This window comes from Pseudomonas sp. Pseusp16 (assembly GCF_047324915.1).
Classification (GTDB): domain Bacteria; phylum Pseudomonadota; class Gammaproteobacteria; order Pseudomonadales; family Pseudomonadaceae; genus Aquipseudomonas; species Aquipseudomonas fluorescens_CD.
In genome coordinates, this window is record NZ_CP168522.1 from 6,789,539 (window position 1) to 6,812,546 (window position 23,008).

General features: G+C 60.6%; 23 protein-coding genes. 21 read left to right on the forward strand and 2 right to left on the reverse strand.

Annotated elements, in window-relative coordinates:
* Positions 1 to 18 precede the first annotated feature (18 nt).
* The 16 genes from fabF to araH all read left to right on the forward strand — a co-directional run bounded on the left by fabF (position 19) and on the right by araH (position 15,979).
* On the forward strand, positions 19 to 1,263 hold the full coding sequence (fabF, locus tag ACEN8Q_RS30880; protein WP_413422658.1) for a beta-ketoacyl-ACP synthase II: 1,245 nt from the start codon (positions 19 to 21) through the stop codon (positions 1,261 to 1,263).
* Positions 1,263 to 2,078, forward strand: coding sequence for an aminodeoxychorismate lyase (pabC, locus tag ACEN8Q_RS30885; RefSeq protein WP_413422660.1), 816 nt, complete (start codon positions 1,263 to 1,265; stop codon positions 2,076 to 2,078). Before fabF ends, pabC begins: the two co-directional genes overlap by 1 nt.
* 3 nt (positions 2,079 to 2,081) lie before the next feature.
* Complete coding sequence (gene mltG / locus ACEN8Q_RS30890; RefSeq protein ID WP_413422662.1) at positions 2,082 to 3,314, forward strand: endolytic transglycosylase MltG; 1,233 nt, start codon at positions 2,082 to 2,084, stop codon at positions 3,312 to 3,314.
* Between the two features lie 19 nt (positions 3,315 to 3,333).
* A complete protein-coding gene (gene tmk, locus ACEN8Q_RS30895) occupies positions 3,334 to 3,966 on the forward strand; it encodes a dTMP kinase (RefSeq protein WP_413704196.1) in 633 nt (210 codons plus the stop codon).
* On the forward strand, positions 3,959 to 4,945 hold the full coding sequence (locus ACEN8Q_RS30900) for a DNA polymerase III subunit delta' (protein WP_413704197.1): 987 nt from the start codon (positions 3,959 to 3,961) through the stop codon (positions 4,943 to 4,945). Before tmk ends, ACEN8Q_RS30900 begins: the two co-directional genes overlap by 8 nt.
* A 72-nt stretch (positions 4,946 to 5,017) precedes the next feature.
* Entirely contained in the window at positions 5,018 to 5,803 is a 786-nt protein-coding gene (locus ACEN8Q_RS30905) for a TatD family hydrolase (protein WP_413704198.1), read from the forward strand.
* Between the two features lie 341 nt (positions 5,804 to 6,144).
* Positions 6,145 to 6,783 (forward strand): TetR/AcrR family transcriptional regulator, encoded by a 639-nt coding sequence (locus ACEN8Q_RS30910; protein WP_034149949.1) that lies wholly within the window; start codon positions 6,145 to 6,147, stop codon positions 6,781 to 6,783.
* A gap of 137 nt (positions 6,784 to 6,920) precedes the next feature.
* Entirely contained in the window at positions 6,921 to 7,889 is a 969-nt protein-coding gene (locus ACEN8Q_RS30915; protein WP_413422671.1) for a GTP 3',8-cyclase MoaA, read from the forward strand.
* 150 nt (positions 7,890 to 8,039) lie between these two features.
* Positions 8,040 to 8,648, forward strand: coding sequence for a DUF4823 domain-containing protein (locus tag ACEN8Q_RS30920; protein WP_413422673.1), 609 nt, complete (start codon positions 8,040 to 8,042; stop codon positions 8,646 to 8,648).
* A gap of 16 nt (positions 8,649 to 8,664) precedes the next feature.
* A complete protein-coding gene (locus ACEN8Q_RS30925) occupies positions 8,665 to 9,225 on the forward strand; it encodes a DUF1285 domain-containing protein (RefSeq protein ID WP_413704199.1) in 561 nt (186 codons plus the stop codon).
* Between the two features lie 222 nt (positions 9,226 to 9,447).
* Entirely contained in the window at positions 9,448 to 10,164 is a 717-nt protein-coding gene (locus ACEN8Q_RS30930) for a FadR/GntR family transcriptional regulator (RefSeq protein WP_413422677.1), read from the forward strand.
* A 128-nt stretch (positions 10,165 to 10,292) separates the two neighbouring features.
* Positions 10,293 to 11,168, forward strand: a complete 876-nt coding sequence (locus tag ACEN8Q_RS30935; RefSeq protein ID WP_413422679.1) for an SMP-30/gluconolactonase/LRE family protein — start codon at positions 10,293 to 10,295, stop codon at positions 11,166 to 11,168.
* Positions 11,169 to 11,441: 273 nt separating this feature from the next.
* Entirely contained in the window at positions 11,442 to 12,260 is an 819-nt protein-coding gene (locus ACEN8Q_RS30940; RefSeq protein WP_413704200.1) for an SDR family oxidoreductase, read from the forward strand.
* A gap of 129 nt (positions 12,261 to 12,389) precedes the next feature.
* Positions 12,390 to 13,394 (forward strand): substrate-binding domain-containing protein, encoded by a 1,005-nt coding sequence (locus ACEN8Q_RS30945; protein WP_413704201.1) that lies wholly within the window; start codon positions 12,390 to 12,392, stop codon positions 13,392 to 13,394.
* A 65-nt stretch (positions 13,395 to 13,459) separates the two neighbouring features.
* Positions 13,460 to 14,998 carry an L-arabinose ABC transporter ATP-binding protein AraG gene (gene araG, locus ACEN8Q_RS30950; RefSeq protein WP_413422685.1) on the forward strand — a complete coding sequence of 513 codons (1,539 nt, stop codon included), beginning with the start codon at positions 13,460 to 13,462 and terminating at the stop codon, positions 14,996 to 14,998.
* 12 nt (positions 14,999 to 15,010) lie between these two features.
* Positions 15,011 to 15,979, forward strand: coding sequence for an L-arabinose ABC transporter permease AraH (araH, locus tag ACEN8Q_RS30955; RefSeq protein WP_413704202.1), 969 nt, complete (start codon positions 15,011 to 15,013; stop codon positions 15,977 to 15,979).
* A 142-nt stretch (positions 15,980 to 16,121) separates the two neighbouring features.
* On the opposite strand, the gene ACEN8Q_RS30960 is transcribed toward araH, so the two are convergent.
* Together ACEN8Q_RS30960 and ACEN8Q_RS30965 are read right to left on the reverse strand one after the other, a co-directional pair.
* Positions 16,122 to 16,451, reverse strand: coding sequence for a hypothetical protein (locus ACEN8Q_RS30960; protein ID WP_413422689.1), 330 nt, complete (start codon positions 16,449 to 16,451; stop codon positions 16,122 to 16,124).
* An 81-nt stretch (positions 16,452 to 16,532) separates the two neighbouring features.
* On the reverse strand, positions 16,533 to 17,738 hold the full coding sequence (locus tag ACEN8Q_RS30965) for an MFS transporter (protein WP_413704203.1): 1,206 nt from the start codon (positions 17,736 to 17,738) through the stop codon (positions 16,533 to 16,535).
* Between the two features lie 293 nt (positions 17,739 to 18,031).
* Here ACEN8Q_RS30965 and ACEN8Q_RS30970 point away from each other — a divergent pair, with 293 nt between their 5' ends.
* From ACEN8Q_RS30970 to ACEN8Q_RS30990, 5 genes are all read left to right on the forward strand, one after another.
* Positions 18,032 to 18,514 (forward strand): N-acetyltransferase family protein, encoded by a 483-nt coding sequence (locus ACEN8Q_RS30970; protein WP_413422693.1) that lies wholly within the window; start codon positions 18,032 to 18,034, stop codon positions 18,512 to 18,514.
* A 170-nt stretch (positions 18,515 to 18,684) separates the two neighbouring features.
* On the forward strand, positions 18,685 to 19,677 hold the full coding sequence (locus ACEN8Q_RS30975; protein ID WP_413422695.1) for a 2-dehydro-3-deoxygalactonokinase: 993 nt from the start codon (positions 18,685 to 18,687) through the stop codon (positions 19,675 to 19,677).
* 19 nt (positions 19,678 to 19,696) lie between these two features.
* Positions 19,697 to 20,317, forward strand: a complete 621-nt coding sequence (locus tag ACEN8Q_RS30980; protein WP_413704204.1) for a 2-dehydro-3-deoxy-6-phosphogalactonate aldolase — start codon at positions 19,697 to 19,699, stop codon at positions 20,315 to 20,317.
* A 62-nt stretch (positions 20,318 to 20,379) separates the two neighbouring features.
* Entirely contained in the window at positions 20,380 to 21,528 is a 1,149-nt protein-coding gene (dgoD, locus tag ACEN8Q_RS30985) for a galactonate dehydratase (protein ID WP_085715455.1), read from the forward strand.
* Between the two features lie 166 nt (positions 21,529 to 21,694).
* A complete protein-coding gene (locus ACEN8Q_RS30990; protein WP_413422701.1) occupies positions 21,695 to 23,005 on the forward strand; it encodes an MFS transporter in 1,311 nt (436 codons plus the stop codon).
* Positions 23,006 to 23,008: the final 3 nt, after the last annotated feature.

Consider the following 23,008-nt stretch of genomic DNA (forward strand, 5'->3'; position numbering starts at 1 on the left):
TTGAAAAAGGAGAGTGCTGTGTCGCGTAGACGCGTCGTAGTCACCGGTATGGGTATGTTGTCGCCACTGGGCACGGATGTGCCGAGCAGCTGGCAGGGCATTCTGGCTGGCCGCAGTGGCATTGGTCTGATCGAACACACCGACCTTTCTGCCTATTCCACCCGTTTTGGCGGCTCGGTAAAGGGCTTCAATGTCGAGGAGTACCTGTCGCTCAAGGAAGCCCGCAAGCTCGACCTGTTCATTCAATACGGTCTGGCCGCAGGTTTTCAGGCGGTACGCAACGCCGGCCTGGAAGTCACCGACGCCAACCGTGAGCGCATCGGCGTGGCCATGGGGTCGGGTATTGGCGGACTGACCAATATCGAAGAGACCAGCCGCACCCTGCATGAGACCGGCCCACGGCGGATTTCCCCGTTTTTCGTGCCGGGCTCGATCATCAATATGATTTCCGGTTTCCTGTCGATCCACCTGGGGGCACAGGGACCTAACTACGCCATCGCCACGGCCTGTACCACCGGTACCCACTGCATTGGCATGGCAGCCCGCAACATCATGTACGACGAAGCCGACGTGATGATTGCCGGTGGCGCCGAGATGGCGGCCTGCGGCCTGGGTATGGGCGGCTTCGGTGCCTCGCGCGCACTGTCGACCCGCAACGACGAGCCGACCCGCGCCAGCCGTCCATGGGACAAGGGCCGCGATGGCTTCGTATTGTCCAATGGCGCCGGTGCGCTGGTGCTCGAAGAACTCGAGCACGCCAAGGCCCGCGGTGCGACCATCTACGCCGAGCTGATCGGTTTCGGCACCAGTGGCGATGCCTACCACATGACCTCGCCGCCTGCAGATGGCGCGGGTGCTGCGCGCTGCATCACCAATGCGCTGCGCGACGCCAAAATCAATGGCGATCAAGTGCAGTACATCAACGCCCATGGCACCTCGACTCCCGCTGGCGACCTGGCCGAAGTCAATGCGATCAAGTCGGTGTTCGGCGATCACGCCTACAAGCTGGCGATCAGCTCCACCAAGTCCATGACCGGTCACCTGCTGGGTGCGGCGGGCGCAGTCGAGGCGATCTTCAGCGTGCTGGCAATCAACAGTCAGGTAGCGCCGCCGACCATCAACCTTGATGAGCCGGACGAAGGCTGCGACCTCGATTTCGTGCCGCACACGGCGCGCAACATGGATATCGATGTGGTCGTTTCCAACTCATTCGGTTTTGGCGGCACCAACGGCTCGCTGGTGTTCCGCCGGTTCGCAGGCTGATGGACAGCTGGGTCGACGGTCAGCCGGCTGACGCTTTGTCGCTGAAGGATCGCGGCCTGGCTTACGGCGATGGTCTGTTTGAGACCATCGCCGTGCGCAACGGGCAGCCAGTGTTGCTGGACCGGCATCTGGCGCGTCTGGCGGAAGGCTGTTCGCGCCTGGCAATAACAGCCGGGCATGAGCTGATCCGCAGCGAACTGCTGGCCTACGCCGCAGCACTGGGTGATGGTGTGCTCAAGCTGATCCTCACCCGTGGTGACGGTCTGCGCGGTTATGCCCCCGATCCTTCGGCTCAGGCCCGACGCATTCTGCAAGGCAATCCACCTGCGGCTTACCCTGCCGCGCATGGTGAGCAGGGTGTTCGTTTGTTCCCTTGCGCCACGCGATTGTCCAGACAGCCGTTACTTGCCGGCCTCAAGCACCTCAATCGCCTTGAACAAGTCCTCGCCCGTGCCGAATGGCAGGACGCCGAGCATGCCGAAGGCTTGATGCTCGATCAGGCCGGGCGCGTGATTGAAGGCGTGTTCAGCAATTTGTTCCTGGTGCGTGACGGTGTACTCGTCACCGCTGACCTCAAGCGCTGCGGCGTGGCCGGCGTAATGCGTGCCGAAGTATTGTTTCAGGCCAAGTCGCTGGGAATCCCCACGCAAATCACCGATATTCCTCTTGAGCAGCTGCAATGGGCTGACGAAGTCTTTGTTTGCAACAGCGTATATGGCGTTTGGCCGGTGCGTGCCTATGCAGCACTGAGCTGGCCGGTTGGGCCGCTCACCCGTAAACTTCAATCCATTGCCCATGCACTACTGGATGCTTGATACGTGAGACGTAAATTCTTGCTGCTGCTGGAAACCGGACTGGTTCTGGCAGGGCTGCTGTTGGGTGCTTCAGCCTGGAAAATTCATTCGGCGCTGGTACAGCCGCTGAACATTGCCCAGGAACAATTGCTGAATGTGCCCAAGGGCACCACACCGACTCGCACCTTCTACCGCCTCGAAGCCAATGGCGTCATCAAGGACGCATTCTGGCTACGCGTGTATTGGCGCTTCAATCTCGCCAAACAACCCCTGCACAGCGGCGAATATCGCATGCAACCGGGCATGACCGTCGAAGGCCTGATCGACCTGTGGAAACGCGGGGAAATGGTTCAGTACAGCCTGACCCTGGTCGAAGGCTGGAATTTCCGTCAGGTCCGCGCAGCGCTGGCCAAGGAAGAGAAGCTCGATCACAGCCTCAATGGTTTGAGCGATAGCCAGGTCATGGACAAGCTCGGTCACACCGGGATTTTTCCGGAAGGGCGCTTCTTCCCTGACACCTATCGTTACGTGCGCGGCATGTCCGACATCGAGCTGCTGAAAACCGCTTACGACCGCCTCGACGAAGTGCTCGCCAAGGAATGGGAGCAGCGCGCCGCGGATGCGCCGTACACCGAACCCTATCAAGCGCTGATCATGGCCTCGCTGGTCGAGAAGGAAACCGGCGTACCGCAGGAGCGTGGGCAGATTGCCGGTGTGTTTGTCCGGCGCATGGCGATAGGCATGCTGCTGCAGACCGACCCGACGGTGATCTACGGCCTCGGCGACCGCTACAGCGGCAAGCTGACCCGGGCTCACCTCAAGGAAGCGACGCCCTATAACACCTATATGAATGCGGGCCTGCCACCGACGCCGATTTCGATGGTCGGTCGCGAAGCCATCCATGCGGCACTGAATCCGGTGGAGGGCAACAGCCTTTACTTTGTGGCGCGCGGTGACGGCACTCACGTGTTCTCCGATGACCTGGATGCCCACAACAATGCAGTGAAGGAGTTCCAGCTCAAGCGTCGCGCCGATTACCGCTCCAGCCCGGCGCCCGTTTCCGTGTCAGAGACACCGCCAAACCAGGCTGAACAAGCCGGAACGCAGGAGGCGCAGGCTTCGCAAGAGCAGGTGCCGATCCCGGCGGCTTCACCGAACACGGCCCCCGAGGCGCTGCCGCAGGTGCCGTCGCAAGATCCTGCGCCGGCCCCTGAAACGCCGGTCCTCGATGCCAGCGCACCGAAAAGCCCGCAATGACTCTGACTAAGGACTGCCTGTGACTGGCTTGTTTATTACTCTGGAAGGCCCGGAAGGCGCCGGCAAGAGCACCAATCGCGAATACCTGGCCGAGCGCTTGCGCGCTGCCGGCGTCGAGGTGGTGCTGACCCGCGAGCCGGGCGGCACGCCATTGGCCGAGCGCATCCGTGATGTTCTGTTGGCCCCCGTCGCCGAAGTCATGAACCCGGATACGGAACTGCTGTTGGTGTTCGCCGCGCGTGCCCAGCACCTGGCTGAAGTGATTCGCCCGGCGCTGGCCCGCGGTGCCGTGGTCTTGTGTGATCGTTTTACCGATTCGACATACGCCTACCAGGGCGGTGGTCGCGGCTTGTCGCTGGAGCGCATTGCGACCCTGGAAACCTTCGTTCAAGGCGATCTGCGCCCGGACCTCACGCTGATTTTCGATCTGCCAGTCGAGGTGGGATTGGCCCGCGCCAGTGCTCGCGGTCGCCTGGATCGCTTCGAGCTCGAAGGCCGGGCCTTTTTCGATGCCGTGCGCAATGCCTTCCTCAAGCGGGCCGAGGCGGATCCGGCGCGTTATGTGCTGGTCGATGCTGCCCAACCGTTGGCACAGGTTCAGCAATCGCTGGATGCCTTGTTGCCGCGCCTGCTGGAGTTGAGCCGTGGCTGAGGCCTATCCGTGGCAGGAAACCCTTTGGCAGCACCTGGCGGGTCGCGCCCAGCATGCGCACGCCTACCTGCTGCATGGCCCGGCCGGGATCGGCAAGCGGGCACTGGCCGAGCGCCTGATGGCCAGCCTGCTGTGCCAGCGCCCGATCGCGCTGGACGCCTGCGGCGAATGTAAATCCTGCCTGTTGCTCAAGGCTGGCAGCCACCCGGATAACTACATCCTGGAGCCGGAAGAAGCCGACAAGGCGATCAAGGTCGATCAGGTTCGCGATCTGGTCAGTTTCGTGGTGCAGACTGCGCAGTTGGGCGGTCGCAAAGTGGTGCTGATCGAGCCGGTCGAGTCGATGAACATCAACGCCTCCAACGCCTTGCTCAAGAGCCTTGAAGAACCGTCCGGCGATACGGTTCTGTTGCTGGTCAGTCATCAGCCGAGCCGTTTGTTGCCAACCATCAAGAGTCGTTGCGTTCAGCAGGCCTGTCCGCTGCCGGGCGAGGCCATGAGCTTGAAGTGGCTGGCTCAGGCGTTGCCGGAGTGTTCCGAAGAAGAGCGCGTCGAACTGCTGACGCTGGCCGCCGGTTCGCCACTGGCGGCGGTCAACCTTCAGGCCCAGGGCGTGCGTGAACAGCGCACGCAAGTGGTCGAAGGGGTGAAGAAACTCCTCAAGCAACAGCAGTCGCCAACGCAACTGGCAGAGGAATGGAAAAACATTCCGATGCTGCGCCTGTTCGACTGGTTCTGCGATTGGTCGAACCTGATCCTGCGCTATCAGTTGACCCAGGACGAAGCCGGCCTCGGCCTGGCCGACATGCGCAAAGTCGTGCAATACCTGGCGCAGAAAAGCGCCCAGGGCAAAGTCCTCGATATTCAGGACTGGATCCTCGCTCAGCGCCAGAAAGTCTTGAGCAAGGCCAACCTCAATCCGGCCCTGCTGCTGGAGGCATTGCTGGTGCAATGGGCGTCGTTGCCTGCCCAAAGATGACTGCCTGCGCCTAGACTCTGATTATCAGAACACCCGACCGTCCCACCCATTCGATGTAAGTTGCAGCCCTTTATGCTCGTAGATTCCCATTGTCACCTTGATCGCCTCGACCTGGCCGCCCACGACGGCTCCCTGGATGCCGCCCTTGATGCAGCCCGGCAGCGCGGGGTAGGGCACTTTCTGTGTATCGGTGTCAGCGCGGACAACGCGGCCGACGTCAAGGCCCTGGCCGAACGTTATGAAGACGTCGACTGCTCGGTGGGCGTGCACCCTCTGGATGTGCAGCCGGGTGCCGCGCCAGCGCTGGACTGGCTGTTGCAGGAGCTCAATCACCCGCGTGTGGTCGCCATCGGCGAAACCGGCCTCGATTACCATTACGAGCCGGAAGCGGCGCAGTTGCAGCAGGAATCCTTTCGCCTGCACCTGCAGGCGGCGCAGCAGACCGGCAAGCCGGTGATCATCCACACCCGTGGGGCCCGCACCGATACCCTGGACTTGCTGCGTGAGGCGGCGCTGCCCCAGGCTGGCGTATTGCACTGCTTTACCGAAGACTGGGAAATGGCGAAGGCCGCGCTGGACATGGGCTATTACATTTCCCTGTCCGGAATTGTCACTTTCCGCAATGCCGATGCGTTGCGCGATGTGGCCAGCAAGGTGCCGGCCGACCGATTGCTGGTGGAAACCGACTCGCCATACCTGGCGCCGATTCCCTATCGCGGCAAGCCAAACCTGCCGCAGTACGTGCGTGAAGTAGCGGAATTCCTGGCAATGTTGCGCGGTGAATCCTACGAGCGGTTTGCCGAGCAGACCACGGCCAATTTCAAGCGGCTGTTCCCGCTGGCACACGTAAAAGGTTAAATCGCAGGCAAAAAAAACCCGGGTTCTGGGGGGTGAATCCGGGTTAAGACCATTAGGAGTAAAACAATGGCACGCGGTCCGTTGGTACCAATATCAGCGTGACACTTGGGGGAGATGCCCCGCCGACATTTCAAGTATTGATCAGGATTGCGCCTAGTCCAGTTTGGTGGCACGGGTTTTTAAACAAATTTGGAATACGTGCGCTTCGGAAGCGTTCTCATCAGGCTGCAAACGTGCGCGGAATGACCAGAAAGCACAGATATGGTCGGATGATCCGTGCATTTTTGCGCAAGTTAGGCATAATACGCGGCTTCGAATTTTGACCCGACAGACCTTTTCTTATGCATAAAGAACCTCGTAAGGTCCGTGAGTTTCGTCGCCGCGAGCAGGAAATTCTCGATACCGCGCTCAAGCTGTTCCTCGAACAAGGTGAAGACAGTGTCACCGTCGAGATGATTGCTGATGCCGTCGGTATCGGCAAAGGCACGATCTACAAGCACTTCAAATCCAAGGCGGAAATCTATCTGCGCCTGATGCTCGACTACGAGCGCGATTTGAACGAATTGCTGCATTCGGCCGATGTCGACAAGGACAAGGAAGCCCTGTCCCGTGCGTACTTCGAATTCCGCATGCGCGATCCTCAACGCTATCGCCTGTTCGACCGCCTCGAAGAGAAAGTGGTCAAGGGCAACCAGGTACCGGAGATGATCGAGGAGCTGCACAAGATCCGTGCCTCGAACTTCGAACGCCTGACCTTGCTGATCAAGGGCCGGATCAGCGAAGGCAAGCTTGAAGACGTGCCACCGTACTTCCATTACTGCGCGTCCTGGGCGCTGGTGCACGGTGCCGTCGCGCTGTATCACTCGCCGTTCTGGAGCAACGTGCTGGAAGACCAGGAAGGTTTCTTCCAGTTCCTCATGGACATCGGCGTGCGCATGGGCAACAAGCGCAAGCGCGACACCGACACTCCGAGCAGCTGAGCCATTCAGTTGCCTTATTGCGCCATGATTTCGCTACTTGGCGCGGTACCGCAGGAATATACTCAGGTAGAGGACTTGCTAAAACTTGATTTCTGAGTCAAGTTTTAGCGGCCCGATATTCTTCCGCCGGAGTGACCATGATCGTTGACCGTCAAGGCAGGCGTTTTCGCAACTTGCGAATCAGTCTGACCTCTGCCTGCAATTACGCCTGCACCTACTGCGTGCCCAACGGCAAGCGGCTGGTGGCTGCGCAGGATGAATTGTCGGCCGAAGCCATGGCGCGCGGTGTGGCTTACCTGATTGAAGCGGCGGGGATCGAGCGTCTGCGCATTACCGGCGGCGAGCCGCTGGTCAGCCCGAAACTCGAGGCGTTCATGACGGCGGTCGGGAAGATGGGCCTGGAAGACATCAGCCTGACCACCAATGGTCAGTTGCTGGCGAAGAAACTGCCGCTGCTGGTGGACGCCGGCATTCGGCGCCTCAACGTCTCCCTCGATACCCTCGACGCCAGTGCGTTCCGCGGCATTGCCAGGGGCGGCGACTTGGCCACCGTGCTCAACGGCATGAGCGAGGCCAGTGCGGCCGGCATGAAGATCAAGGTCAACATGGTACCGCTGCGCGGGCAGAACCTCGATCAAGTGATGCCGTTGCTCGACTACTGTCTGGAGCGCGGTTATGAATTGCGCTTCATCGAACTGATGCGCATGGGCCACCTGGCCAACGATTCCAATGCTTTTCTGCAACAGTTCGTCAGCCTCCAGCAACTGCTGAGCCTGATCGGCGAGCGCTACGAATATCTGCAGGCCGATGCCCCGATCGATGCGACGGCCGTTCGCTATGAAATTCCCGGCCAGGGTCATTTCGGCGTGATCGCCAACGAAAGCGTGCCTTTCTGCCGCACCTGCTCGCGACTTCGTCTGTCCTCCACCGGGTGGCTGCATGGCTGCCTGTCGTCGAGCAATCGCCATTACATCGGCGACCTGCTGGACAAGCCCCGTCACCAGGCGCTGCCGGCCTTGCAACGCCTTCTGGTGAAAGCCTTGGGCGACAAGCAGGAAGTGGCGTTCTCTGGTGGCGCGACTGTCATGAAAATCATCGGCGGTTGAACCGGCCTCATCGCGGGCAAGCCACGCTCCGTGTAGGAGCGAGCTTGCTCGCGATGGCTATAGATAAGCCAACAATGCTCATGAGCTGGCGCAAAAGCTGCATCCTACGGCCATTCGCCGGTTTTCCGACACTGGCCTCTGGAGGATAGGATGCGTAGCCTGGTTTTGCTGCTGGCCGTTTTGGCACTTGGTGGCTGCATGAACGTCAGCGATATGGCCGAAGGGACTCGTTACCATATGAGCGATGCGGGGTTGCTCGATCACAGCGACAGCCGTCGCGTAAACAACCTGCGCATTCAGCCGGACTCGTTCGTCTATATCGCCCAAGGCGCTTTCATGCCGCCGGGCAGCGCCCTTTACCCACGGCCCAACGTGATTGCCGAAGTCGCGTTCGATGGCTTCGTCGAATACTTCCCGATGGTCCGCCGTGCCCGTACACCGGAGGGCCTCGACCAAGCCATGGGCGAAGCCCGTGCCGCCGGTGCGCACTACCTGCTCTACACCCGATTTGCCAAGTCTGACGACCGTATCGGCAACTCTGACGAGTGGCTGGATCAGGAAGCCCTGGACCGCCTCGGCATCGACAGCGGTATGATTCAGATCATGTTGATCGAGACCAGCACCCAGTATTTGATTGATACTGCAACCATCAAGAGTCGTGGCGGTTTACTGACGTTCCACGATAAAAAACCCGAAGACCTGATGGGCCCGCCGCTGGAACAATATGCGCGCAGCCTGCTGGGGATCAGCGACCAGTAATGCCAAGGAGAACGCCATGAGTGGCCCGCAAAAAGCCAACGACCTGCTGGGGCAAATCCCCAAGACCCAAGGCTTGCCGCCGGTGCACCTGTGGAATCCCGATTTCTGCGGCGACATCGATATGCGCATTGCCCGCGACGGCACCTGGTATTACCTGGGCACGCCGATCGGGCGCAAGCCGATGGTCAAGCTGTTCTCCACCATCATCCGCCGCGATGGCGATGATTATTTCCTGATCACTCCGGTGGAAAAGGTCGGCATCAAGGTCGACGATGCGCCGTTCGTGGCGATTGCGGTGGATGTGGAAGGCGAAGGCGAGGCTCAGGTGTTGCGCTTTACCACCAACGTCGATGAAACCACCGAGGCAGGTAGCGAGCACCCGATGCGGGTGGTCATCGACCCGGTAACGCAGGAGCCAGCTCCTTACGTACATGTGCGCAGCAATCTTGAAGCATTGATTCACCGCAATGTGTTCTATCAACTCGTGGAGCTGGCGGTGAGTCGCGAAATCGACGGCCAGCGCTGGCTCGGTGTCTGGAGTGGCGGCGAGTTTTTCCCCATTGGTCTCGAGCCCTGACGCATAACCCTGTGGGAGCGGCGGTGCGACGATTCGACTTGCTCGCGAAAGCGCCGGGTCAGCCGACATCTTTGTCGGATGTGACTCCGTCTTCGCGAGCAAGTCGAATCGTCGCACCGCCGCTCCCACATTAGGCTTATGAGTTTCTCCAAAGAATCAAATTGACATCCAATCGTATGATGATTAGCGTGGGCTTCCATTGCGAACGGCTTTGAGGTGTCCATGTCCAGCAGTTTTCATGCATCGACGGTTGACTGGTTGGGATGCTGGCTCGCCACGGGGCAGGTCAAGCCGGGTGAGTCGCTCAAGGTCGAAGCCGACCTCGGCGAACAACTTGGCGTGAGCCGCACGGTGATCCGCGAAGCGATCAAGACCCTGGTTGCCAAAGGCATGCTCGAGGTCGGTCCGAAAGTAGGCACGCGGGTGTTGCCGGTGCGGCGCTGGAACCTCTTCGATCCACAGGTCGTCGGCTGGTTGTCGCGCAGCGGCTTGCCGGAAAACTTCGTCGACGATCTGCTCGACCTGCGTCGCACCATCGAACCGATGGCCGTGCGCTGGGCTTGCGAGCGCGCAACGGGCGAGCAAGTGGACGCTATCCTGATGGCCTGCAACGCGCTGGAACGGGCGGTGGACAGCGGCATTGACTACAACCGCGCCGACCAGTTCTTTCACGAGTGCATCCTCGCTGCCAGCCACAATCAATTCATAGAACAGATGGTTCCCGCCCTCGGCGCCTTACTGGCAGTGGCCTTTGAAGTGTCCGCCGCCGACCCGGATGAACTGCGTCGTACCTTGCCGATTCACCGGGACCTGGCCGAGGCAATCGCGGCCCGTGACACCGCCCGGGGTGTCTGGGCCTGCATGACCCTGATCGATAACGCCGCCCTGGCGATCAAGCGTTACTACCCGCAAGTCATGGCTGATAGAAAAGCCAGCTGAGAACGAAGAGCTGCTGTAGGAGCGAGCTTGCTCGCGAAGGTGTATCAGCTAGCACGAGGTCGACTGACACACCATCGCCAGCAAGCTGGCTCCTACATCATAAAAACAAGAACACTGCAGGAGGTTTCATGACGTTCACGGCGGTTACCGGGCATCGGGCAAAACTGGGCGAGGGCCCGTTCTGGGATGCGCCGACCCAGGCCCTGTATTGGGTGGATATTGCCGGTAAACAGGCGTTGCGGCTGATCGGCGCCAATGTGCAGATCTGGCAGATGCCGGAGCATGTATCGGCGTTCATCCCCTGCGTCAGCGGCGACGCCCTGGTGACACTGAACAGTGGCGTGTATCGGCTGGACCTGGACTCACCCGGGCTGGACCCGCGCCTGACATTGTTCTGTGTGGCCGATCCGCAACCGGGCAACCGCCCCAACGAAGCCCGCTGCGATGCCCAGGGCCGGCTCTGGCTCGGCACCATGCAAAACAACATCGACGAGCGGGGCGCAGACTTGCCCATCGAACGGCGCTCCGGCGGGCTGTTCCGCATTGATCGGGACGCTTGGGTCATGCCGCTGCTCCGAGGGCTGGGCATCCCCAATACGCTGTTGTGGAGCGATGACGGCACCAGCGTTTATTTCGGCGACAGCCTCGATGGCACCTTGTATCGACATTTCATCCGTACCGACGGAGCCCTCGATGCGCCGCAGGCCTGGTTTGGCCCACATGGGCGCGGCGGCCCGGACGGTTCGGCGATGGATGCCGAAGGTTTTATCTGGAATGCCCGTTGGGACGGTAGCTGCCTGCTCAGGTTGAGTCCTGACGGCAAAGTCGATCGGATCATCGAGCTGCCGATCAGTCGTCCCACCAGTTGCGTGTTCGGCGGTGCGGACCTGAAAACCCTGTACATCACCAGCGCGGCAAGTCCGCTGGGCCATCCGTTGGATGGGGCCGTATTGTCGATACCAGTGGATGTGCCTGGAAAGCATTGCACGCGTTTTGCTGGATAAATCCCATAATATGGGATGTAAATATATATATTGAGATTTTAAGCGGGCCGGGTTTATAGTCGGCCTCACCAGTGACATGCACTCACACTTAAAAAAACAAAACAGGTGAAGTGATGCAGCGAAGTTCCCTCGCACTCCCTTGTGGAGACAAGGCCTCGGACCGTTTTCAAGCTGAAACGGTTTCGCACCCACCTGTTTCTTACTCAGCGCCTTTTTACCGGACATCGACAGATGCCCGGTTTTCGTCGTGTTTTCGAACAGGAGTCCTGATCCATGGCTGAACCGTTGTCATTGCCACCGGTACCCGAACCACCGAAGGGCGAACGCCTGAAAAACAAGGTCGTATTGCTGACCGGTGCCGCCCAGGGCATTGGCGAAGCGATTGTGGCGACCTTTGCATCCCAGCAAGCCAGGCTGATCATCAGCGACATTCAGGCCGAGAAAGTCGAGAAGGTCGCGGCATACTGGCGCGGTCAAGGCGCCGATGTGGTGGCGATCAAGGCCGATGTGTCGCGCCAGCAGGATCTGCAGGCCATGGCCAGGCTGGCAATCGACCTGCACGGCCGGATCGATGTGCTGGTCAACTGCGCCGGGGTCAACGTGTTCCGTGATCCGCTGGAAATGACCGAGGAAGACTGGCGCCGCTGCTTTGCCATTGACCTGGACGGTGCGTGGTACGGTTGCAAGGCGGTGTTGCCGCAGATGATCGAGCAGGGTATCGGCAGCATCATCAACATTGCCTCCACCCATTCCAGCCACATCATTCCGGGCTGCTTCCCGTACCCGGTGGCCAAGCATGGCCTGCTCGGCCTGACCCGCGCGCTGGGTATCGAATATGCGTCCAAGGGCATCCGCGTGAATGCCATCGCACCGGGCTACATCGAAACCCAGATCAACATCGATTACTGGAACGGTTTCGCCGACCCCCACGCCGAACGCCAGCGCGCGTTTGACCTGCATCCGCCACGCCGGATCGGGCAGCCGATTGAAGTGGCAATGACTGCCGTGTTCCTGGCCAGTGATGAAGCGCCGTTCATCAACGCCTCATGCATCACCATCGATGGTGGGCGCTCGGTGATGTACCACGACTGAGTGATCGGTTACGTGGGCGCCTTACTGCGTCCAAAATGCAATCATCATATGATATGACTATTGGTGGTGCGGTTTTACCGCCCATTGGCTTACAAAGAACGCTCAAGAACAATAACAAGGAGTCTGCTTATGAATCGTCGTCATGCTATCCGTACCCTGTGCTGTGCCGCTTTGGCGGTCTCGGCGGTCAGCCTGAGCAGCACGCTGCTGGCGGCCGAGGAAGTGAAAATCGGTTTCCTGGTCAAGCAAGCGGAGGAGCCCTGGTTCCAGACCGAATGGGCATTTGCCGAAAAGGCCGGGAAAGAGAAGGGTTTCACCCTGATCAAGATCGCCGTGCCGGACGGTGAGAAAACCTTGTCTGCAATCGACAGTCTTGCGGCCAATGGCGCCAAGGGGTTCGTGATCTGTCCGCCAGACGTGTCCCTCGGCCCGGCGATCATGGCCAAGGCCAAGCTCAACGGGTTGAAAGTGATCGCCGTCGATGACCGTTTCGTCGATGCCAGCGGCAAGTTCATGGAAGACGTGCCGTACCTCGGTATGGCTGCGTTCGAAGTCGGCCAGAAGCAGGGCAGTGCCATGGCCACTGAGGCGAAGAAGCGCGGCTGGGACTGGAAAGGCACCTATGCGGTGATCAACACCTACAACGAACTCGACACCGGCAAGAAGCGCACCGACGGCTCGGTCAAGGCACTGGAGGACGCCGGCATGCCGAAAGACCACATCCTGTTCGCGGCCCTGAAAACCCTCGATGTGCCGGGTAGCATGGACGCCACCAACTCGGCCCTGGTGAAACTGCCGGGTGCGGCGAAGAACCTGATCATCGGCGGCATGAACGACAACACCGTGCTCGGCGGCGTGCGTGCCACCGAGAGCGCAGGCTTCGCTGCGGCCAACGTGATCGGCATTGGCATCAACGGTACCGACGCCATCGGCGAGCTGAAGAAACCCCACAGCGGCTTCTATGGCTCGATGCTGCCGAGCCCGCACATCGAGGGCTACAACACCGCAAGCATGATGTACGAGTGGGTCACCACCGGCACTGAACCGGCGAAATTCACCGCCATGGACGACGTGACACTGATCACCCGCGACAACTTCAAGCAGGAACTGGAAAAGATCGGCCTGTGGAACTGACGGCTGTTTGATTTCAGTGGCGGCCTCGGCGACGGGGCTGCCTGATCGGTGTGAAGAGGTGGGTTATGCACGCGCAAACAAATACACGACAAAACAGCGGCAGCTTGCGCTTCAACGGGATCGGCAAGACCTTTCCCGGGGTCAAGGCGCTGGACAACATCAGCTTCGTCGCCCATCCGGGGCAGGTTCATGCCTTGATGGGCGAGAACGGCGCCGGCAAGTCGACGCTGCTGAAAATCCTCGGCGGGGCCTACATTCCCAGCAGCGGTGCCTTGCAGATCGGCGAGCGGACGATGGACTTCAAGTCCACCGCCGACAGCATCGGCAGTGGCGTCGCGGTGATCCATCAGGAGCTGCATCTGGTGCCGGAAATGAGCGTGGCGGAGAACCTGTTTCTCGGGCATCTGCCAGCCAGTTTCGGCCTGATCAATCGCGCTACCCTGCGCCAAAAGGCACTGGCCTGTCTCAAAGGCCTGGCCGATGAAATCGACCCGCAGGAGAAAGTCGGGCGCCTGTCCCTCGGCCAGCGACAGCTGGTGGAAATTGCCAAGGCGTTGTCCCGTGGCGCCCATGTGATTGCCTTCGACGAACCCACCAGCAGCCTTTCGGCACGGGAGATCGAGCGCTTGATGGCGATCATCGGCCGGCTGCGGGATGAGGGCAAAGTGGTGCTCTATGTCTCTCATCGCATGGAAGAGGTGTTCCGCATCTGTGATGCAGTGACGGTGTTCAAGGACGGGCGGTACGTGCGCACGTTCGACGACATGAGCCAGTTGACCCACGATCAATTGGTCACCTGCATGGTCGGGCGCGACATCCAGGACATCTACGATTACCGCCCCCGCCAACGCGGCGCCGTGGCGCTCAAGGTCGACGGTTTGCTCGGGCCCGGGTTACGCGAGCCGGTGAGTTTCGAGGTGCACAAAGGCGAAATCCTCGGCCTGTTCGGCCTGGTTGGCGCCGGTCGCACCGAGCTGCTGCGCCTGCTCAGCGGCCTGGCGCGCAACAGCGCCGGACGCCTGGAGCTGCGAGGCCATGAACTGCAACTGCATTCACCCCGGGACGCCATTGCCGCCGGAATCCTGTTGTGCCCCGAGGACCGCAAGAAGGAGGGCATCCTGCCGCTGGCCAGCGTCGCCGAGAACATCAACATCAGCGCACGCGGCGCCCATTCCACCTTCGGCTGCCTGTTGCGCGGCTTGTGGGAAAAGGACAACGCCGACCGGCAGATCAAGGCGCTCAAGGTGAAAACGCCACACGCCGGGCAGCAGATCAAGTTTCTTTCCGGCGGTAATCAGCAGAAGGCCATTCTCGGCCGCTGGCTGTCGATGCCGATGAAGGTGCTGCTGCTTGACGAACCCACCCGCGGCATCGACATCGGTGCCAAGGCCGAGATCTACCAGATCATCCATAACCTGGCGAAAGAGGGGATCGCGGTGATCGTGGTGTCCAGTGACTTGATGGAAGTCATGGGCATTTCCGACCGCATCCTGGTGCTCTGTGAAGGCGCGCTGCGTGGCGAACTGAGCCGCGACCAGGCCAACGAATCCAACCTGCTGCAACTGGCTTTGCCGCGCCAACGCGCCGACGGCGTGGCGAACTGAGAGGTGACTATGATGACAACCCAAAACAATACGCTGTCAACCACGCGCAGACCTCTGGACCTGCGGCGCTTCCTCGATGACTGGGTGATGCTGCTGGCAGCCGTCGGCATCTTTGTCGCCTGCACCTTGCTGATCGACAACTTCCTTTCACCGCTGAACATGCGCGGCCTGGGCCTGGCGATTTCCACCACCGGCATTGCTGCCTGCACCATGTTGTATTGCCTGGCGTCCGGGCATTTCGACTTGTCGGTGGGCTCGGTGATCGCCTGTGCCGGGGTGGTCGCAGCGGTGGTGATGCGCGACACCAACAGCGTGTTTCTCGGAGTCTGTGCGGCGCTGGTGATGGGGCTGATCGTCGGGCTGATCAACGGCATCGTCATCGCCAAACTACGGGTCAACGCGTTGATCACCACGTTGGCGACCATGCAGATCGTGCGTGGCCTGGCCTACATCTTTGCCAATGGCAAAGCGGTGGGTGTGTCCCAGGAATCGTTTTTCGTCTTCGGTAACGGCCAGTTGTTCGGCGTGCCGGTGCCGATCCTGATCACCATTGTCTGCTTCCTGTTTTTCGGCTGGCTGCTGAACTACACCACCTACGGGCGCAACACCATGGCGATTGGCGGCAACCAGGAAGCGGCGCTGCTGGCCGGGGTGAATGTCGACCGGACCAAGATCATCATCTTCGCCGTGCATGGCGTGATCGGCGCGTTGGCCGGGGTCATCCTGGCGTCGCGCATGACCTCGGGGCAGCCGATGATCGGCCAGGGTTTCGAACTGACCGTAATCTCGGCCTGCGTGCTGGGCGGGGTGTCGTTGAGTGGCGGGATCGGGATGATCCGGCACGTGATTGCCGGGGTGTTGATCCTGGCGATCATCGAGAATGCGATGAACCTGAAGAACATCGATACGTTTTATCAGTATGTGATTCGGGGTTCGATCTTGCTGCTGGCCGTCGTGATCGACCGTTTGAAACAGCGCTGACACTCATTACACCTGTGGGAGCGGCGGTGCGGCGATCCGACTTGCTCGCGAAGGCGTTGGCACATCCGGCATCAATGTGTCAGAACCACCGCTTTCGCGAGCAAGCCCGCTCCCACAGGGTTCTGTGGTTCCAAACCGGATGTTATTGGCTGTCGCTGTCGTCATCAACCGAGTCACCGCTAGTGGTCGAGCCAAGTCCGCCACTGCTGGGTGTTTTGCTGCCTGGCAAACTCGTACCACCCTGACGTCCTGCATCATTGCCTTGAACCCGTGGATCTGTGCCGGTGGACGGTGGCAGTTTGTGGTCGATCGTGGTGCCATCGGTGTTCATGCCGGGGGCACTCTGGATGGCGGGCGCCCTGGGTTTTTCCACCGGATTGGTCGGGCCGGTGCTGGAACCGAGGGCCGCGGCGAAAGTGGCAGTAGACAAAAGGGCCACGAGAACGAGGGCGATCAACCTGGACAGGATCATGGTGTTGTCTCCAACGATTAGAGTCCTTACCTGATTAGTCCACACTCGATCTGAATGGGTGCATTATCAGCGACGAACGGCTCAGGCTTGCTCCAGTGCCCTGACCGCCGTGGCTCTTCGCCAGATCAATCGGCCCACGGTGATCATCCAGTTGAGCGAAGCGACTGCCAACACCGTGAGCAACAGCGTGGCCATGCCTTGCTCGACGATGATCTTCCCGGCCAGCAAGGGAAAGCCGAACACGCCGATGAAGTACGACAGGCTGAACAGCAGCAAGGATTGCGCGGTGGTGCCGTTCGGCGCTTCATTGGCGGCCAGGCCGTTGATCACCGAGTAGGTCAGGCCGTAGCCGATCCCGAGCATCACCGCCGCGAGCACGTAGCTGAAGCTGCTGTCGACGACAAAACCGAACATCACGATCGATGCCAGCATCAGCCCCGACAGCAGGCACGATGCACGCAATGGATCGCGCTTGACCACGAACCCGGCAACCAGCATGCGACTACTGATCGCCGCACTCATGAAGCCGAGGAAGAACAGCGAATAGTCAAGCGAGCGCGCTGCGGCATAACTGGTTTGAAAGCTCGACAGACCGCCGAACACACAGCCGCCGAGACCGACCATGATGATCGGGAAAACGGCCCTTGACGACAGCACTTGACCCGCTGCACGCCAGGAAATCCGCGACACGCTGCTCGATTGCGCGGGCGCCGGTTGCAGTTGTCGGCCCAGGTGCCAGAACAGCAGGACTCCGATCAGGCTGGCCAGCGCCGCCAGATAAAACGCCGCGGTCACCGGATAGCCCAGCACAGTCGCCGCGCGGCCGAGCAACGGGCCGCTGCCAATCCCGGTCATCATGCTGCCCGACAGCAAAGCGAAGTACCTGGCGCGCTGTGCGGGTGTCACAAGGCCCGCCACGATGATCGGGCCGAGGGTGTAGAACACACCCCAGCCCAGGCCCAGCAGCAATCCGAAAAACAACAGCAGATGGCCAAAGCCCGGAGTCAGGGCGAAGCCCAGGCTGGCCGCTACCAGCAATACACCGAACAGTGCCACCGATCGGGCGGCACCGAGCAAGTCGGACAAATGACCGGAAACAATCACCGCCGCAAAGGTGCTGAGCATCGCCGCCGAAATTACACTTCCGGCGTCGTGTTCGTTGCCGCCACGAGAACCAATCAGCAACGACAGCAAGAACGTCGAGCCGTAGGACAACGACAACAGGTAGCTGGCGAGGCAAAACAGGCCGAACAACTTGCTTGAGACAGGAGGTGTTGCGGTAGACATGACGCGGTTCCTTGGCCGGATAAATGAGCGGCGCGTCTATCTAACCACGCAGTGCCCGAATGTCAGGTCCGAGTTTATCGATTCCAGGGTTAGTGCCGGCCGGAGTAAACCCCCTTTGTAGGAGCGAGCTTGCTCGCGAAAAACACAAGGACACCGCATTTATTCAGGCCGCACACGTAATCGTTGACGACTATCGCGAACGAACTCGCTCCTACAGGTGTTGGGACAGTTCCCTCGCCACAAATACCGCGCCGACTTAGTATGGCGTTTTCCATTTTTGACAAGGCACGTCCATGACGATCGAAATCCGCCCGGCGACCCCCAGTGACGCACCGCAAATCCTCGCGTTCATCACTGAACTGGCCGACTACGAACGTGCCCGCCATGAAGTCATCGCCAGCGTTGCCGACATCGAGCGCAGTCTGTTCAGCGAAGGTGCCACCGCCCATGGCCTGATCTGCCTGCGCGACGGTGCGCCCATCGGTTTCGCGGTGTTCTTCTTCAGCTATTCCACCTGGCTTGGCAGCAATTGCCTGTACCTCGAAGACCTCTACATCACCCCGCAACAGCGCGGCGGCGGTGCGGGCAAGACCCTGCTGCGGCATCTGGCGAAAATCGCCTGCGCCAACGACTGCGGCCGTTTCGAGTGGAGCGTGCTGGAGTGGAATACCCCGGCCATCGAATTCTACAAATCCCTGGGGGCGCAGCCGCAGGAGGAGTGGGTTCGGTATCGGATGGACGGGGCAGTGCTGCGGGAATTCGCAGCGGGTAACTGATCGCTTTTAAAAGATCGCAGTCTTGGGCAGCGCCTGCGGGTGCTGTCGAAGGCTGCGATATTTTTTGTCTTGTCTCATAATATGGGATTGATATTTATATATTGAGATTTTGCCCTGCGCAGGTTTATAGTCCCGCTCACTCACTGCCAAAAACCAAAACAGGTGAAGCGATGCAGGCGCAATTGATCGCGCTCGACTGGGGGACGACCTCATTACGTGCTTACAAACTGGCTGAAGGCGGGCAGGTGCTCGAACAGCGTTCGCTGTCGTCGGGGATCATGCAGTTGCCGAAGGCGCCGCGAATCATTGGCGGCCGCGAATCCACCGATGGTTTCGAACTGGCCTTCGACGAAGCTTGCGGCGACTGGCTCGATGCGCAGCCGCAATTACCGGTGATTGCCTGCGGCATGGTCGGCAGCGCCCAGGGATGGCGCGAAGCGGCCTACCGCGATACGCCGGCGAACGTCGCCAACCTTGGTACTTCCTTGCAAACCGTGCGTAGCCTGCGCGGCGTCGATGTGCACATTGTGCCTGGCGTCATCCAGCGTTCGCGTTTGCCGAACGTGATGCGCGGCGAAGAAACCCAGGTGCTCGGTGTGCTGCAAAACCTGACGAACGAGGCGGGCGCCGACCTGTTGATCGGCCTCCCGGGCAGTCATTCGAAATGGGTGGAAGTGGCCGATGGCTGCATCGTGCATTTCGATACGTTCATGACCGGCGAAGTCTTCGCCGTGCTCAGCGAGCACAGCATTCTCGGACGCACCCAGCAGCGTGGCGGGTCCTTCGATGGCGAGGCGTTTGATCGCGGCGTGCTGGTCGCGTTGTCGACGGACGGTGAAACCGGTCCGCTGTCGACGATGTTCAGCGCCCGTAGCCTGGGCCTGACGGGCGAATTGAGCGCCACCGCCCAGGCGGATTACCTGTCCGGCCTGCTGATCGGCCACGAGTTGGCGGCCCTGGCCAATGTCCAGCGGCGTCGGCGCAACAGCGTGCACCTGCCGTCGATCATCCTCATCGGCAATACCCAACTCTGTGCCCGCTACAGGCGGGCGCTCGACGCCTGCGGTTTTGCCCGGGTGACCCTGGCCGAACAGGCCACCGAACGCGGATTGTGGCAACTGGCGCTCGCCGCCGGCCTGGTCACGTCCACCGCATCCCGTTAATCCTGCCTGGAGGTCTGACATGCTCAAACAAGCGCTGGCGCAAAACGGCCTGATCGCGATCCTGCGCGGCCTGCGTCCACAGGAAGCTGCCGCCATTGGCGAAGTCCTGTACGCCGCCGGATTTCGCGTCATCGAAGTGCCGCTCAACTCCCCTGAACCGTACGACAGTATCCGCATCCTGCGCAGTACCTTGCCTGCCGATTGCCTGATCGGCGCCGGCACGGTGTTGACGCCGGAGCAGGTCGAGCAAGTGAAAGCGGCGGGCGGCCAGGTGATCGTCATGCCCCACAGTGATCCCAAGGTGCTGCGCGCGGCGAAGGCGGCCGGTTTGTACCTGTCTCCGGGTGTCGCCACGCCGACCGAAGCCTTCGCGGCGTTGGCCGAAGGTGCGGATGTACTGAAGATGTTTCCGGCCGAGCAGATGGGGCCGGCAGTCGTCAAAGCCTGGCTGGCGGTGTTGCCGGCCGGAACCCTTCTTGTGCCGGTCGGCGGGATCACCCCGGACAACATGCAGGTGTTTATCGACGCAGGCGTCAAAGGCTTCGGCCTGGGTTCCGGCCTGTTCAAACCGGGCATGACGCCTGCGCAAGTGGCGGCCAATGCCAAGGCTTACGTCGCTGCCTGGAAAGCCCTCCGCTAAGACTTTTTGGCGCTGCGAGCGCTGCATCTATCAAGAGCTGCATTGATAAAAAGAGAGCACAGATGAAAATCACCAAACTGACTACCTTCATCGTTCCGCCGCGCTGGTGCTTCCTCAAGGTAGAAACCGACGAAGGCGTCACCGGCTGGGGCGAGCCCGTAGTCGAAGGCCGTGCCCACACTGTTGCCGCTGCCGTTGAAGAATTGTCCGACTACCTGATCGGCAAAGACCCCCGCAACATCGAAGACATCTGGACCGTGCTCTATCGCGGCGGCTTCTACCGTGGTGGCGCTATCCACATGAGCGCCCTGGCCGGTATCGACCAGGCCTTGTGGGACATCAAGGGCAAGGCGCTGGGCGTGTCGGTCAGCGATCTGCTGGGGGGGCAGGTGCGGGACAGGATTCGTGTGTATTCGTGGATCGGCGGCGACCGTCCGGCAGACACTGCGCGTGCGGCGAAAGAAGCGGTCGAGCGTGGTTTCACCGCGGTGAAAATGAACGGCACCGAAGAACTGCAGTTCCTCGATACGTTCGACAAAGTCGACCAGGCCCTGGCCAATGTCGCTGCCGTGCGCGATGCGGTCGGTCCGAACGTGGGTATCGGCGTGGACTTCCATGGCCGGGTGCACAAGCCCATGGCCAAGGTACTGATGAAAGAACTCGATCCGTACAAGCTGATGTTCATCGAAGAGCCAGTACTCAGCGAAAACTACGAAGCGCTGAAGGAACTGGCGCCGCTGACCAGCACACCGATTGCCCTCGGTGAGCGGTTGTTCTCGCGCTGGGATTTCAAGCGCGTGCTCAGCGAAGGCTATGTCGACATCATCCAGCCGGATGCGTCCCACGCTGGCGGCATCACCGAGACGCGCAAGATCGCCAACATGGCCGAAGCCTACGACGTGGCGCTGGCGCTGCATTGCCCGCTGGGCCCGATTGCCCTGGCCGCCTGCCTGCAACTGGACGCGGCTTGCTACAACGCATTCATCCAGGAACAGAGCCTGGGCATCCATTACAACGAGAGCAACGACCTGCTCGACTACGTGAAAGATCCACGGGTGTTCGACTACGACCAGGGCTTCGTGAAGATCCCGAACGGCCCGGGCCTGGGTATCGAGATCAATGAAGAATACGTGATCGAACGTGCGGCCATCGGTCACCGCTGGCGCAACCCGATCTGGCGCCATGCCGACGGCAGTTTTGCCGAGTGGTGATCACTCCCTGACCTACCACTGAACCCTGTAGGAGCGAGCCTGCTCGCGATGGTGTGTCAGTCGACATCAGGCTGAATGACACACCATCGCGAGCAAGCTCGCTCCTACAAGGGGCTGCGCGAAGTTTCGAATCGACCTCAATAAACATAAGAAGAGGCACCCCGCCATGCAATCGCAAACTCTCACCGGGCAGGCGTCGTTGGTGACGCCCAGCCGCAAGCGTTTTTTCATCATGGTGCTGTTGTTCATCACCGTGGTGATCAACTACCTGGACCGCAGCAACCTGTCGATTGCCGCCCCGGCGCTGACCAGTGACCTGGGCATCGATCCGATCCACGTCGGCCTGATTTTCTCCGCCTTCGGCTGGACCTACGCCGCCATGCAGATCCCCGGCGGCTGGCTGGTGGACCGCGTGCCGCCACGGATTCTGTACAGCGTCGCATTGCTGCTGTGGTCGGTGGCCACGGTGATGCTCGGCTTCGCTGCGAGCTTTATCGCGCTGTTCGTGTTGCGCATGGCGGTCGGTGCCCTGGAAGCGCCGGCCTATCCGATCAACAGTCGCGTGGTCACCACCTGGTTCCCCGAGCGCGAACGCGCCACGGCCATCGGTTTCTATACATCCGGGCAGTTCGTCGGCCTGGCCTTCCTGACGCCGGTGCTGGCCTGGCTCCAGCACGAATTCGGCTGGCACATGGTGTTCGTTTCCACCGGTGCGGTGGGCATTGTGTGGGCGGTGATCTGGTACGCGGTGTATCGCGAGCCACGGGATTTCAAAGGCGCCAATGACGCGGAAATTGACTTGATCCGCGAGGGCGGCGGGTTGGTGGACATCCAGGCCGAGCAGGCCAGGGTCAAAGCCAGATTCAGCTGGACGGACCTGGGGATTGTCCTCACCAAGCGCAAGCTCTGGGGCATCTACCTCGGGCAGTTCTGCCTCAACTCGACGCTGTGGTTCTTCCTCACCTGGTTCCCGACCTACCTGGTGAAATATCGTGGCATGGACTTCATCAAGTCCGGCCTGTTGGCGTCGCTGCCGTTTCTCGCCGCGTTTGTCGGTGTGCTGTGTTCCGGTTTCTTCTCGGACTTTTTGATCCGTCGCGGCTGCACGGTAGGTTTCGCCCGCAAGTTGCCGATCATCAGCGGCTTGCTGATTTCCACCTCGATCATCGGCGCCAACTTTGTCGAGTCGACGCCGCTGGTGATTGCCTTCCTCGCGCTCGCATTCTTCGGCAACGGCCTGGCTTCGATTACCTGGTCGCTGGTGTCGACGCTTGCTCCGGCGCGCTTGCTCGGGCTGACCGGCGGGGTGTTCAACTTCATTGGCAACCTGTCGGCGATTGCCACGCCTATCGTGATCGGCTTTCTCGCCACGGGTGATTCCTTTGCTCCGGCGATCACCTACATCTCGGTGCTGGCATTGATCGGCGCGCTGTCCTACATCCTGCTGGTGGGCAAGGTCGAGCGTATCAAGTTGTAGTCG